Raw genomic sequence first — 13307 nt, 5'->3', positions numbered from 1 at the left:
CGGGAAGAGAAGGGATCACTTTATGAAACAGAAATTACGGTTGATTCAACGACGAACGGTCCACTATCTGCTCGTGGTAACGTACTGGATGTCTAAACTTTTTCCGGTACAACCTAAAAAAGTCGTCTTCGCCACGTATCGTTCGGACAAACTCGTCGATAACTTCCGCGCCGTCTATGATGAACTGGAAAGTCGGGAACTTGGATTTCATTATGTGTTTTTATTGAAACGGTTCCCGCAAAATCTGTTCGGTCAGGTGAAGTACGTTTTTCATATGATGCGAGCAACCTATGAACTGGCGACGGCTCGTTACTTCATCATCGATGACTACTACTACCCCGTGTATGTGTCGTCACTGCGCAGAGGGACTGAAGTGGTTCAATTGTGGCATGCGTGCGGGGCGTTCAAAAAGTTCGGGTACAGTGTCCTCGATAAGTCCTATTCGCCGGATGACGACTATTTAAAAATGGTTGATATTCATCGCAACTACTCGAAAGTCTATGTTTCGGGAGAAGCGTGTGTCGCACCGTTTGCAGAAGCGTTTGGAATGGATTCAAAACGGATTCACCCGTTTGGTGTTCCCCGGACGGACCAGTTGTTGAATCAAGAGCGACAGGTTCAGATTGAGAACAAATTATATGCGAGTCATCCCGAGTGGCGTTCGAAAAAGTTGATTTTGCTTGCACCGACGTTTCGTGGGAACGGACAGACGACCGCCCATTACGATCAGGAGCTTGATTTTCAACAATTTCGCGAACAGCTTGGACCGGATCATATTCTTCTGTTACGGATGCATCCGTTTGTCTTGAATCGTCCGGTCGTTCCGGCAGAATTTTCCGATCAAATCATTGACATGACGGATTATCCTGACATCAATGATTTAATGCAAATTTCGGATATTTTGGTGACAGATTATTCTTCCGTCATCTTCGAATTTGCCTTGCTTAAAAAACCCATCATCTTTTTGGTCAACGATTTGAATTCGTATAAGGAAGAACGTGATTTTTACTTCCCGTACGAATCGTTTGTGCCGGGACCCATCGTGTCGTCATTCAATGACGTCATTACGTGGATCAAAGCGAATCAGTTTGAACCGGAGCAGATTGAACGTTTTGCCGCACGTTTCTTTACGTATCAGGATGGACAGGCGACGAAACGCATCGTCGATCATGTCTTGACGGGAGCACTCCCGGAGACGCCTGCACATCAAGAAAAGATGAACACCGTCTAATGCCAAAAGACTTGTACACGCTATCAAACAGGTTCATTCCTTCATCCGGGGAATGAACCTGTTTTTGATTCAAAGGAAAAAGAAAAGCGTCCAGCTTTCACGATTCCGTTTGGGGAAGGAATGGAAAGAGGGACGCTTTAGATGATTTTATGGGGCTTGATTGGCGCGAGCAGGGGTAGCTCGCAGAATGCGCACCGGTTTAGAAGTGCGTTAACTTGTCACGTGCAGCTGTTCGTTTTTTCAGCGGGGGAATCAAGGCAGGCCATCCGAATTGAATGACGCCTGCGACACGTTCATGTTCAGCAGCACCGATCATTTCGGCATATTCATCCGTGAACCAATGTTTTCCGCTTTTCCAACAACAGCCTAAACCAAGTTCAGTCGCTAGGAGTTGAACGTTTTGAATCATGGCAGCGGTCGCGAGCAAATCTTCCATCTGCTGATCTTCCGTTCCCTGTACCTCATATAAAACAGTCAGATAAACGGGGACGTCTGCAAATTTTTGACGCATCATTTGACGTTGTTCGTCTGTTTTTTGATCGAGTTGACCCCGTTTAGCAAGCAACGTCATCAATTGGTCGACATACCGGACTTGTCCATCTGCATTGGCAAGAACGAATCGCCAAGGTTCACGCAATTTATGAGTCGGTGCATAGATGGCGGCTTCTAAAATTTCTTCAATCATCTCGTTTGGAATCGGTTGATCCGTATAGGCACGAACCGAGCGACGTTCCAAAATCAGTTGTCGGGCGTTCATGGTGATCATCTCCTGACGTAAGTACTCTTAGAATATAATTGATAACGATTATCATTGTCAATGGTTAATTAAAAAAACGCTGTATCAAATCAGCGTTTCTCAGATGAAGCCATTAACTTTTTTTTCAGTTGACGAAGTCGGAACAAAGCAAACAGGTAATGGGCAAAATAAATCGTGAATCCAAAGAATAGCGCAATCACCATATTCAACTGGACACCGGGAACGACGGTCAAGTTCAAGTAAAGAAGAACAGCCATCGAGAGTGTATAGAGAGTTGCCTCCAGCAATTGAGGCATCATCCGATTTTTTTTCAAGAAGAAGGACCGGACGATTGGTAAGATGACTAAACTGACAAGGCGGTCGAGCAGACCGATCACAAGAATACTGATGATGATCGACAACGGACCTGCAAAGTATAATAAGTTCGGGAACGAGACATAAGAAATAAGCAAAAGAGGTCCGATCAATAGGAAAATCGATACAGAGGCTCTAAAAAAGATAAATAAACTGTTGATACTCGTTAAAAAGGCACGGGTGACTTTTTGAGACCAGGATGAAGGGCGTCCGACTTGCCAGGCAAAACAACAAGCAAAGATAAACGCATAAAACTGCAGAAAGGCAACCATAAAGCATCTCCTTTTGGATATGAAACTCAATGAACCTAGTGTAGCGATTTTATGAAGGAAGTGCAAAGACGAACGATTAAAAACCCGTTGACGATGTGCCATCAACGGGTTCAAAAGGTCTTAATCGAGATTGGGTTCTTTTTTTCCATGCAGGAAAAAGGATAAAAGCAAGGCGAGCGCCGATAAGACGGTAGCGACCCAAAATGCATCGGTGATTCCGTTGATTGTCGCCTGTTTCGTCAATTGGGAAATCCAACTGAGCGAAGCGGCTTGTGAACTGCCTAATTGTTGACCAAGCTCGCCTAAGTGTTGCGAAAGTGTCGGATCAAGTGTCGTGAACTGATTGGCGTCATCGGCAAGGTGTGCTGTCGTTTGACGTGTCATCACCGTCACGAGAATGGCGGTTCCAATCGAACCAGCGACTTGACGCAATGTATTTTGCGTCGCATTTCCGTGGGGAATCATCTTCATCGGCAAGGCATTCATACCTGCCGTCATGATCGGCATCATGATGAAGGCCATTCCAAACGAACGAAGCATATAGATACCCATGATGGAAGTATAAGACGTTTCCATATCGAGTTGAGTCAACTCCCATGTCCCATACGTCATCAGCGTCAGTCCAAAAATCGCGAGCGGTCGAATTCCGAATCGGTCAAACAGTCGACCGGGACTTATTGTTGAATTATGTCATTGGTGGACAATTTGGTTTATTGATATCGTGGCTCCGGAACGACCGGCCGTATTCTGCTTCGTATATGGCGGATCAATTGAGTCGGATGATCGTCTTCGGCACGGTCGAAAATATCGTTTTCCGAATAAAGTGCAGGATGGTATTTAAAAACCGCCCGATTACCATGAAGGTAAGGGCGGTTTGCTTATGCTTGTTCGAGTTCAAATTGTTTAGTGTAGAGGGTACTTCGATTGCGACCTGTATCTTTTGAACGATACAGCGCTTTATCGGCTTGTTGTAAGGCTTCGAGGGAAGTATGAGAACTACTTGAGTGAGCAATCCCCAGTGAAATCGTGATTTGCAGATCGGGAACCAGTGTCGTCGGGAAAAGATTTCGAGCGACGGTCATCCGAGCCAACTCGGCGATTTTTTTGGCGTCGAGGGCAGATGTATTGGGTAAGATGATTAAAAATTCTTCGCCGCCGTACCGTCCAACCAAGTCGTCCGGACGAGCTAGTGACGCGAGGGTCGTCCCGAGTTGGCGTAAGACGTCGTCCCCAGCGTCATGACCATATGTATCGTTGACATGCTTAAAGAAATCAATATCAATCAGGATAAGAGAATAGCCCTCTTCCGCTGAACCGACAAGAGACAGGGAGTCATCGAGCCGGCGACGGTTGGCAAGTCCGGTCAAAGCATCGGTCATCGCCAGCTTTTGCTGATACTGAATATTTTCGAAGTGTCGTCGTAGCTCCGCCAATAGATGATAGGTCACTAAACCGGCAATCAAGTTAAAGAAAATATAAGCGAGTGATATTTCGATGAAGGTCGACCAACTATTCGTTAAGAGATAGATCGCGGGTAAAGAATAGACGATTCCGATACCAACCATCAATTCAAAATGCCAGAGTGTCATTCGGGCGTATCGTCTGACGATGGAAATCGTCATGATAAACAATCCGATGACGATGGATGAAAGGATCGCGGCATCGATTTGTTCGACAGGCGTCAACGCAAAGCGTGTAACGATGATGATCAGACCGGTCACAAGTGCGCTTAGCCATCCGCCAAACATCGTGGCGATGACAACAGGAACGATTCGTAAATCGACACGTGCCACATCGATTTGGATACTGTTGAACATCAAGAGAACGGCAATCAGTCCAGCAATCCCACCTAAGGCGAGCCGGATATTCAGATTCGTGTTTGGGGTAACCCGTGGTCGATTCCGGAACGGTAGAAACAAAAGAGTGATCGTTGTAAACAGTAGACAAAAATTGATGATGAAATTATTCATGATGGACAACAAATCCTCCCAGCTCCTTATACACGCATTTTTAAGTAATATATTTCTAGTATACTCATTTTACTAACGGCAAGAAATGGAAAAATGTTAAGTGAAACAAGGAAAGTCGACAAAAAAGACAAAGTACACAGTCAAGTGAACTTTGTCCAAGAAAAAAGTATATTTTTTTGAATGGCTATTTTTTATGAAGAAACAGCCTCTTCGTCCATCGTCAAGAGGATCTTATCAAACACACGGACCATCACATTTAGTTCTTCTTCAGTCAATGTACCGAAGCGTTCCTGCAGATACTTACGGCGAACGATTTCAAGTTCCCGAAAAGCGGCTTCCCCTTCGTCTGTCAATGCAAGGACGATCGATCTCCGGTCGTCAGTCGAACGCGTCCGCGTGACGAATCCTGCTTTGTAGAGACGATCGGTCAAAGCTGTTACCTGGCTTGTCGCAAGCTCAAACTGTTCTGCGAGTAAGGTCGGACGTTGAGGACCATTTTCAGACAAACTGCGTAAGATAAAAAATTCACTTCGGGTCGCAGTCCCTTCGAAGAGGCGATTTAGTTCCCGGCGTAATGTCCGGAGAATGACACGCATTTGTTCCTCTAATCGATAGGTCAGTTGATCACGTTCTTGTGGCATTCAAGCAACATCCTTTCTTTCCGTTAACTTCTATAGTTTAGTGTACTAAAAATATCGGATTTTTACCATGAACAGCACTAAATTCAAAAAAGTAATTGACAATTTAAAGACGATTTGTGTAACATGACGAAGTAATAACGAAATTTATAACTAATTGAATTAGTTCTCACTCAACCAGTGGGATGGAGGTTGCGATTCTTAAGAGTACAGTCACGGATGTCGTCAAGCGGCAGATGAGGTGACTGAAAAGGAAGAATTGCCGAAATCAATCATCGCTTTGAAGATGATCGATTGGGATTAGATCAAACAGGTCTAATACTGTCACAAGTCAGATTTGATTTGTGGGGAGCTATCTTTCACGACGGTAGAATGGGGCGCATCCGTTTACTATGTTGCGTTCTCATCTTCCTTCTGGAAGGTGAGGGCGCTTTTTGTTTTTTTAGATTCAAAAAGTGTCCTCTCAAAAATTTAAAAAAGAGAGAAGCGAATGTCATGAACACTTTACAACCCCAAAGAAAACTTGATTCAACAGAAGAAGGATTAAAACGTGGTTTGCAAGCCCGCCATATGTCGATGATTGCGATTGGTGGCGCGATCGGAACCGGACTCTTCATCGCATCCGGTGCATCCGTTGCTGCTGCGGGTCCGGGAGGTGCGTTGTTATCGTACACGGTCGTCGGACTAATGGTGTACTTCCTGATGACGAGTCTGGGTGAGATGGCAGCCTATATGCCAGTCGCCGGTTCGTTCTCAACGTACGGTGCAAAATTCGTCGATCCATCGTTTGGTTTTGCGCTAGGTTGGAACTACTGGTACAACTGGGCGGTTACGATTGCCGTTGAACTCGTTGCGGCACAAATCGTCATGACGTATTGGTTCCCAGACGTACCTGGTTTTTATTTCAGTGCCATCTTCTTGTTGTTGATGATTGGTTTAAATTTCTTCTCCGTTAAAGGGTTCGGAGAAGCGGAATATTGGTTTGCAATGATCAAAGTCGTCACCGTCATCATCTTCTTGATCGTCGGAGTTGCCATGATCTTCGGCGTCTTCACGTCGGAAGCACCGGTCGGCTTTAAAAACTTTGCATTAGGTGACGCGCCGTTCGTCGGCGGTATTCCTGCTGTCATTGGTATCATTCTGGTCGCTGGTTTCAGCTTCCAAGGAACCGAGCTCGTCGGAATCGCGGCGGGTGAGTCTGAAGATCCGAAAAAAAATGTCCCGAAAGCTGTTAAACAAGTCTTTTGGCGGATTCTACTTTTTTATGTGTTTGCGATTTTTGTCATCGGGATGTTGATTCCGTATACAAGTCCGAACCTCGTTTCAAATGATATTACCGATGTAGCCGTCAGTCCGTTTACACTTGTCTTTGAAAAAGCCGGTCTCGCTTTCTCGGCAGCATTAATGAACGCCGTCATCTTGACGTCTGTCTTATCAGCCGGGAACTCGGGGATGTACGCGTCGACACGGATGCTGTATACACTGGCACGCCAAGGTGATGCACCAAAAATGTTTGCTAAAGTTTCAAAAAACGGTGTACCACGTAATGCCTTGCTCGCGACGGGTGCCATCGGAGCACTCTGTTTCCTGACATCGATGTTTGGTGGTCAAGTGTATCTCTGGTTGCTCAATGCTTCCGGGATGACGGGATTCATCGCATGGCTTGGTATCGCAATCAGTCATTACCGTTTCCGGAAAGGGTTCGTCGCGCAAGGTCATTCGTTAAGCGACTTGCCGTATGTCGCCCCGGCATTCCCGTTTGGACCACTGTTTGCCTTTGGACTTTGTTTCCTTGTCATTGTTGGTCAAAACTATGCTGCTTTCCTCGCGGATCAAATTGATTGGGTCGGAATCGCAGCGACGTATGTCGGTATTCCGTTATTCCTTGCTTTTTGGTTAGGTCATAAATTTAAAAACCGGACATCGGTTGTTCCTTATTCAGAAATGGAATTCCCGGAACATCCTCGTCCATAATCAAATTGTCGATCCCATGTGTGAACGGGATCGGCTTTTTTGTCGTGTCGTTGCTAGAAAAATGTTGAAAAATACAATCAAGCAGTAAAAAATCGATTAAGATAAAAGAAAATGGAGGCGACTACAGTGAATTATTGGTATCACTTTAAACGAGCATTCATTCCGATTGCGATTTTGCTTGTGACGTTAGCGATTTATCAGATGCTTTATCGAATGAACAACATCTGGTATTCGCTCGGTGGATTGATCTTAGTGTTTGCCGCGATTTATTTTGTGATGCGGCGCTTAAAAGCGAATCCGGAAGATTGACTGAGCAAGATAGTAGGGGAGTGGCACGGAACGCGTTAAAATAGGCATATACAGAGGAGGGGAAGCTAGATGGCAAAAGCAATATTCGCAGGTGGCTGTTTTTGGTGCATGGTCAAGCCATTTCATAAATATGATGGTGTCGAACAAGTCATTTCCGGTTATACAGGTGGTCATACAGAAAACCCGACTTATAAAGAGGTCTGTTCAGAAACGACAGGACATTTAGAAGCCGTAGAAGTCACGTATGATCCGTCTGTCATCACGTATGAGGGATTACTCGAAATTTTTTGGAGACAAATTGATCCGACCGATGGAGGCGGACAGTTTAATGATCGTGGTCAATCGTACGAACCGGCTATCTTTTATGTCGATGAAGAACAAAAACAAGCAGCTGAACGTTCGAAAGCGGTACTTGACGCATCAGGTCGGTTCTCGCGACCGGTAGCGGTCGATATCCGTCCGGCGAAACCGTTTTGGCCGGCAGAAGACTATCATCAGGATTATTACAAAAAAAATCCGTTCCGCTACCAGATGTATAGTGTAGGGTCAGGTCGAGCAAAATTCGTCAAAGAAGCATGGAAAGATCAAGGGAAAGAGCAGGAACTGAAACAACGTCTGACACCGATTCAGTATAAGGTGACACAAGAAAGTGGAACAGAACCGGCTTTCCGAAATGAGTACTGGGATGAAGAGCGACCAGGTCTTTATGTCGATATCGTCGACGGAACACCGCTCTTTACGTCAAAAGATAAATTTAACTCGAATTGTGGATGGCCGAGTTTTGCAAAACCGATTTCTGAAGACAAAATGGAAGTCACTCTTGATACGACACACGGCATGACACGGACAGAAGTCCGTTCGGCTGACGCTGATAGTCATCTTGGTCATATTTTTGATGACGGTCCAAAAGAGTTGGGTGGTTTACGCTACTGTATCAATTCAGCGTCTCTGCGCTTTATTCCGTTAGAAGAGCTTGAGACGGCAGGATATGGGGAATATAAAAAACACTTCGAATGAGTAAGACAGATAGACAGCAAAGCGGATTCGTTTTGCTGTCTTTTTACCACACTTTTAAGGAGGCGTTGAAATGTTCACACGTGTGTATGAAGAAATCCGGCAGCTGACCATCTCAAAGGTACTCGATTTTTACGATCATGAAATTCGTGGTCTTGATGAAGCGGCACGGCAAATCAAGTATCAAAAGATGAGTACGAGCCCTTTTTTATTTTTCCGTGGGAGCTCCCATCTCTTTTATTATGATTTGACACGAATTCCGTTAGGGTTCGATACGCCTAGTGAGACACCGACCTGGATCCAAGGCGACCTTCACTTCGAAAATTTTGGTGTTCATGGGAATGCTAAAGGGGAGATCATCTATGACGTCAATGATTTTGATGAAGGATATCTCGGTTCTTATCTATATGATTTGATCCGGATGGCGGTCTCCGTTCAATTGTTCGCTGAAGAAGCAGGTTATGACGCAGAGCCAGCCATTGCAGCCTATATTCAACACTACTTAGATGACTTACGACAATATGCCAAAGGCAAAAATCCGAGCAAAGTTTGTTTTACGATCGACAATACAAAAGGACCGATTCGGAAACTGATCAAAAAGGCAGAAAAAAAGAAAACGGAATTACTTGGCGAGCGGACGACTGTCATTGATGGTCAACGGAAATTTATCGATTTAGCGGATATGAAACGAGTGGATGCAGCAACGTATGCAGCAATAGAAGCCGTCTGGCCGGATTATATCGCTTCGATTGATGAAGAAGATCGGCAGGGTACGGCTTTTTATGATATCAAAGACATCGTCTATAAACTCGACAGCGGGACGGCATCGATTGGTCTCGAACGCTATTATATTCTCGTTGAAGGAGAAGGGGGGGAGCACAAAGACTTGATTCTGGAAATGAAGCAGGCACAAACATCCGTGCCCTCTCTTTTTTTACCGGTCTATCTGGAGGATGTCGAAACGATTCATCAGGGACGCCGTGTCGTGACGTCACAAAAGGCGATGCAGGCGCATGAAGATCCTTACCTTGGGTACGTCACGATGAATGAAAAAGAATATTACATTCGGGAACGATCGCCTTACAAAAAAAAGTTAAAAGCTAAACACATCAAAAGTCAGGAAGACCTCGAAAACGTCTTATCAATTCAAGGTCAGATAACTGCGAAAATACATGCGCGGGCCGACATGGATGCAGGAATTGGCGTAAATATCTTAAACCATCATGCAGATGTCGTGATCATCAAATCAATCGGTGTGTCAGATACTGAATTTACACGCCAAATCCAGCGCTGGTCACAAGCCTATACAATGCGGACAAAGCTTGATTTTCAAGTGTTTCTGGACTGGCTTCAGGTACGTTGATATGTAGCAATGGGAGAAGGAAAGACTTAAAAGATTCTTTTGGACACATGGTATGTAACATGTGTTACAGAAGAATCTTTTTTAGTGCAACAACTTATGAAAGCGTAACGCAAAAAATAAATAGGTCTAAAGAACTATATCAATTTATCAGAAAACTTTGTAAATTTTTGATTAAGTTCTTTTTTAAAAGATAAATAAAAACACAACAGGGGGAAGATCATCATGAGTTTGACGCGGAAAAAAGATATTTCCGCTATGATTGCTGCGAGTCAGCGAAACAGCGGACTTGCTCGAAATCTTGGCGCAATGGATTTAACGTTTTTAGGAATTGGCGCCATCATTGGTACGGGAATCTTTGTCCTAACCGGAACAGGAGCACTAACAGCAGGACCTGGTCTTATTGTTTCTTTCATTTTATCTGCTATTGCCTGTGGGTTAGCGGCACTCGCTTATGCGGAGTTCGCTTCAACGATTCCGGTAAGTGGATCCGTTTATACGTATACGTATGCGACGATGGGTGAAATCTTTGCCTGGATCATCGGTTGGAACTTGATACTCGAGTATGGGCTCGCCTCTAGTGCCGTCGCGGCAGGGTGGTCCGGTTACTTCCAATCGCTTCTCGGTGGGTTTGGTATTCATCTTCCGACAGCAATCTCAGCAGCACCCGGTGCGATAGAAGGCGCCAAAACATTCTTCAACTTACCGGCCTTCCTGATTTTACTTGCGATCACAGGCTTGTTATCGATGGGAATCAAGGAAACAAAACGTGTTAACAATATCATGGTTATCATTAAACTAGCAGTCGTCGTCTTATTCATCGTCGTTGGTGTCGGCTATGTTGAACCGACGAACTGGGCACCGTTCACACCATTCGGTTGGGGTGGAGTCTTCTCAGGAGCAGCGATCGTCTTCTTCGCTTACATCGGCTTTGATGCTGTTACATCAGCGGCAGAAGAAGTACGTGACCCACAGAAGAACTTACCACGTGGGATCATCGGTTCGTTGGCAGTTTGTACAGTACTTTACGTCATCGTTGCCGCAATCATGACAGGAATCGTTCCTTACCAACAGTTTGCTGGTGTCGATCACCCTGTATCACTCGCGATTCAAATGGCAGGTCAAAACTGGGTTGCAGGATTCATCGATTTAGGTGCAATCCTCGGTATCACAACCGTCATCATCGTTATGACATACGGAATGGTGCGTTTAGCGTTCGCCATCTCACGTGACGGAATGTTCCCAAAAGTCTTCTCAGAAGTACACCCGAAATACAAAACGCCGTTCAAAGCAACTTGGATGATTGGTCTTGGTAGCGCGACAGTTGCCGGATTAGTCCCGCTTGATGTCATCGCAAACCTCGTTAACATGGGGACACTTGCAGCATTCGTCTTGATCTCAGTCGCTGTCTTGATCCTTCGTAAAACACAACCGGATCTTCCACGTGCATTTAAATGCCCGGGAATGCCGTACGTGCCGATTGCAGCAATTGCTTCATGTCTTTTCTTGATGTTCAACTTGAAGCTTGAGACGTGGATTGCTTTCTTCATCTGGCTTGCGATTGGACTTGTCCTCTACTTCGCCTTTGCCCGAAAGAACTCGAATCTAGAACCAGGAAATATGCCGGCTACTGAAATCGCAGCTTCAGACGAAAAATAAAAAAATGCGATCCCGAGAGGGGTCGCATTTTTTTGATGACTTCAAACAAATAGGAGTTCCGTCACTGATGCATCATAATGCTGGAATCGAGTTTTTGATTCGGACAGCTTCGAATTCCCGTTGAATACTTTGATTCGCTTTTGCTTCTTCTTCTGCCGACCAGCCAAGCTCACTTCGCATTAAAGCAAGCACACCATCGGCATGTTTTTCGGCATTCGGATAATCAAAGAAGACGGCAGACGCACGGCGGTTCAAGAAATCGCCCGGTTGCATGACGAGTTCCGCTTCTAATCCATATAGAAGTCCCCCGAACCAGTGCAATGGCAGCTGATAACGTTCCGCTTCGTTTCCACGCGAACGAATCAATTCGAAGACACGTTCGACATCCGTGCCGTAGCGCTGAATCAACCACGTTGTTTCCGTCGGAGACAACCCAAGTGCTTCGCCTTTCGGTTGTTGTTCTTTCAGATAACGGGCAAACCCTTTACTGCCATCCGGATGTCCGCCACCGAGTAAGATATCGTGTGTTCGTGATGCAAGATAAATTCGATTTTCTTCATCTTTGAATTGATCGGAAACCATATCGATGATCCGTTCGGCCATCTTCCGGTAACCCGTCAACTTGCCGCCGGCGATGGACATCAAACCGGATTTTGAAACGAAAATCTCATCTTTTCGTGACAATTCGCTTGGGTCTTTTCCATCTTCGTGAATCAAAGGACGTAATCCAGACCACGTCGATTCAACATGCTCGGCATGGAGGTCGACGTTAAACATCTGATTGGTCGCATCGAGGATATAGTCGCGATCTTCTTCCGTTACACCGGGCTCGAGGATATCCCCTTGGTAATTCGTATCCGTCGTCCCGACATACGTTTTCCCTTCACGAGGAATCGCAAAAATCATCCGACCGTCAGCGACGTCAAAATAGACCGCTTGTTGGAGTGGGAAGTGTGCCTGATCGATGACGAGGTGAATACCTTTCGTCAAATGCAGCGATTTCCCGGATTTCGAGCCGTCCTTTTCGCGCAACTCATCGACCCATGGCCCGGTCGCATTGATGATTTTTTTGGCACGAATCGTATACGTTTTGCCACTTAAGACATCCTGGACTTCGACACCAACGACCTTACCGTTGTGATAGACCAGTGATTCAGCTTTCGTGTAGTTGACGGCACGTCCACCGTATCCGACAGCTGCCTTTAAGACTTCGACGGTCAAGCGTGCATCGTCCGTTTTATACTCGACATAACGTCCGCCGCCAACAAGGTGTTCAGTCCGTAAAAGGGGTTCATACCGAAGTGTCTCTTCTTTAGATAACATCTTCCGTCGCTCATGCCGTCTGACGCCTGCCAGTTGATCATAGACCCGCAAGCCGATGGACGTGGAAAAACTACCAAACGTCCCGCCCTCGACCAGCGGCAACATCATCCACTCCGGTGTCGTGACGTGTGGGGCGTTTTCGTAAACGATGGCCCGTTCTTTTCCGACTTCCGCGACCAACTTGATTTCAAATTGTTTGAGGTAACGTAAGCCACCGTGGACGAGTTTCGTCGAACGGCTTGATGTGCCTTCTGCGAAATCCTGCATCTCAATCAATCCGGTCCGCATACCCCGGCTTTGCGCATCAAGTAAAATCCCCGCACCTGTAATGCCGCCACCAATGACCAACACATCAAGCAGTTCCTGTCCCATCTCTTCGAGCCATGCTGTTCGTTCCGTACTTGAAAACATGCATATTTCCCCCTGTTCATTTGAAATAGAGTAAT

The 13307-nt window shown here is 45.7% G+C and carries 12 protein-coding genes, 1 pseudogene and 1 riboswitch; of the genes and pseudogenes, 7 read left to right on the top strand and 6 right to left on the bottom strand.

Annotated features, from left to right (window positions below; all coding sequences use genetic code 11):
- Positions 1–22: 22 nt before the first annotated feature.
- Positions 23–1231, top strand: a complete 1209-nt coding sequence (locus BLD48_RS09470) for a CDP-glycerol glycerophosphotransferase family protein (protein ID WP_083412287.1) — start codon at positions 23–25, stop codon at positions 1229–1231.
- A 199-nt stretch (positions 1232–1430) separates the two neighbouring features.
- Here the strand turns inward: BLD48_RS09470 and BLD48_RS09465 are convergent, their stop codons facing one another.
- The 3 genes and pseudogenes from BLD48_RS09465 to BLD48_RS09455 all read right to left on the bottom strand — a co-directional run.
- Positions 1431–1988 (bottom strand): nitroreductase family protein, encoded by a 558-nt coding sequence (locus BLD48_RS09465; RefSeq protein WP_071500000.1) that lies wholly within the window; start codon positions 1986–1988, stop codon positions 1431–1433.
- 89 nt (positions 1989–2077) lie between these two features.
- On the bottom strand, positions 2078–2614 hold the full coding sequence (locus BLD48_RS09460) for a hypothetical protein (protein ID WP_071499999.1): 537 nt from the start codon (positions 2612–2614) through the stop codon (positions 2078–2080).
- 120 nt (positions 2615–2734) lie between these two features.
- Positions 2735–3283: pseudogene (locus BLD48_RS09455) on the bottom strand (MFS transporter); the annotation flags it as partial.
- Here BLD48_RS09455 and BLD48_RS16665 point away from each other — a divergent pair.
- On the top strand, positions 3211–3558 hold the full coding sequence (locus BLD48_RS16665) for a TetR-like C-terminal domain-containing protein (RefSeq protein WP_161487709.1): 348 nt from the start codon (positions 3211–3213) through the stop codon (positions 3556–3558). The pseudogene BLD48_RS09455 and the gene BLD48_RS16665 sit on opposite strands and share 73 nt — an antisense overlap.
- Here BLD48_RS16665 and BLD48_RS09450 read toward each other — a convergent pair.
- Both BLD48_RS09450 and BLD48_RS09445 read right to left on the bottom strand, forming a co-directional pair.
- The gene (locus tag BLD48_RS09450; RefSeq protein ID WP_236629982.1) at positions 3493–4584 is read right to left on the bottom strand and encodes a GGDEF domain-containing protein; all 1092 of its coding nucleotides are present in this window, start codon (positions 4582–4584) and stop codon (positions 3493–3495) included. The two genes, BLD48_RS16665 and BLD48_RS09450, sit on opposite strands and share 66 nt — an antisense overlap.
- Before the next feature lie 191 nt (positions 4585–4775).
- Entirely contained in the window at positions 4776–5225 is a 450-nt protein-coding gene (locus tag BLD48_RS09445) for a MarR family winged helix-turn-helix transcriptional regulator (protein ID WP_071499996.1), read from the bottom strand.
- A gap of 175 nt (positions 5226–5400) precedes the next feature.
- A riboswitch (Lysine riboswitch) is annotated at positions 5401–5585 on the top strand.
- 132 nt (positions 5586–5717) lie between these two features.
- Between BLD48_RS09445 and BLD48_RS09440 the strand changes: the two genes are divergently transcribed.
- The 5 genes from BLD48_RS09440 (at position 5718) to bcaP (ending at position 11538) form a co-directional block, all read left to right on the top strand.
- Complete coding sequence (locus BLD48_RS09440) at positions 5718–7196, top strand: amino acid permease (protein WP_071499995.1); 1479 nt, start codon at positions 5718–5720, stop codon at positions 7194–7196.
- Positions 7197–7322: 126 nt separating this feature from the next.
- Positions 7323–7505, top strand: a complete 183-nt coding sequence (locus tag BLD48_RS09435; RefSeq protein WP_014969226.1) for a hypothetical protein — start codon at positions 7323–7325, stop codon at positions 7503–7505.
- 69 nt (positions 7506–7574) lie between these two features.
- Positions 7575–8522 (top strand): peptide-methionine (S)-S-oxide reductase MsrA, encoded by a 948-nt coding sequence (gene msrA / locus BLD48_RS09430; RefSeq protein ID WP_071499994.1) that lies wholly within the window; start codon positions 7575–7577, stop codon positions 8520–8522.
- 70 nt (positions 8523–8592) lie between these two features.
- Positions 8593–9882 (top strand): DUF2252 domain-containing protein, encoded by a 1290-nt coding sequence (locus tag BLD48_RS09425; RefSeq protein WP_071499993.1) that lies wholly within the window; start codon positions 8593–8595, stop codon positions 9880–9882.
- 222 nt (positions 9883–10104) lie between these two features.
- Positions 10105–11538, top strand: coding sequence for a branched-chain amino acid transporter BcaP (bcaP, locus tag BLD48_RS09420; RefSeq protein WP_071499992.1), 1434 nt, complete (start codon positions 10105–10107; stop codon positions 11536–11538).
- Between the two features lie 72 nt (positions 11539–11610).
- On the opposite strand, the gene BLD48_RS09415 is transcribed toward bcaP, so the two are convergent.
- Positions 11611–13272 carry a glycerol-3-phosphate dehydrogenase/oxidase gene (locus tag BLD48_RS09415; protein ID WP_071499991.1) on the bottom strand — a complete coding sequence of 554 codons (1662 nt, stop codon included), beginning with the start codon at positions 13270–13272 and terminating at the stop codon, positions 11611–11613.
- Between the last annotated feature and the right edge of the window lie 35 nt (positions 13273–13307).

Source organism: Exiguobacterium sp. KRL4, from assembly GCF_001870785.1.
In the GTDB taxonomy this organism is placed as follows: Bacteria; Bacillota; Bacilli; order Exiguobacteriales; family Exiguobacteriaceae; genus Exiguobacterium_A.
Note: the sequence above shows the minus strand (reverse complement) of the source record. Positions and strands in the feature narration are given on the sequence as shown.

Bases quoted from the DNA above. Each gene is read 5' to 3' on its own strand.
- BLD48_RS09470 (WP_083412287.1), top strand. From the start codon at position 23: ATGAAACAGAAATTACGGTTGATTCAACGACGAACGGTCCACTATCTG.
- BLD48_RS09465 (WP_071500000.1), bottom strand. From the start codon at position 1,988: ATGAACGCCCGACAACTGATTTTGGAACGTCGCTCGGTTCGTGCCTAT.
- BLD48_RS09460 (WP_071499999.1), bottom strand. From the start codon at position 2,614: ATGGTTGCCTTTCTGCAGTTTTATGCGTTTATCTTTGCTTGTTGTTTT.
- BLD48_RS16665 (WP_161487709.1), top strand. From the start codon at position 3,211: ATGTCCCATACGTCATCAGCGTCAGTCCAAAAATCGCGAGCGGTCGAA.
- BLD48_RS09450 (WP_236629982.1), bottom strand. From the start codon at position 4,584: ATGAATAATTTCATCATCAATTTTTGTCTACTGTTTACAACGATCACT.
- BLD48_RS09445 (WP_071499996.1), bottom strand. From the start codon at position 5,225: ATGCCACAAGAACGTGATCAACTGACCTATCGATTAGAGGAACAAATG.
- BLD48_RS09440 (WP_071499995.1), top strand. From the start codon at position 5,718: ATGAACACTTTACAACCCCAAAGAAAACTTGATTCAACAGAAGAAGGA.
- msrA (WP_071499994.1), top strand. From the start codon at position 7,575: ATGGCAAAAGCAATATTCGCAGGTGGCTGTTTTTGGTGCATGGTCAAG.
- BLD48_RS09425 (WP_071499993.1), top strand. From the start codon at position 8,593: ATGTTCACACGTGTGTATGAAGAAATCCGGCAGCTGACCATCTCAAAG.
- bcaP (WP_071499992.1), top strand. From the start codon at position 10,105: ATGAGTTTGACGCGGAAAAAAGATATTTCCGCTATGATTGCTGCGAGT.
- BLD48_RS09415 (WP_071499991.1), bottom strand. From the start codon at position 13,272: ATGTTTTCAAGTACGGAACGAACAGCATGGCTCGAAGAGATGGGACAG.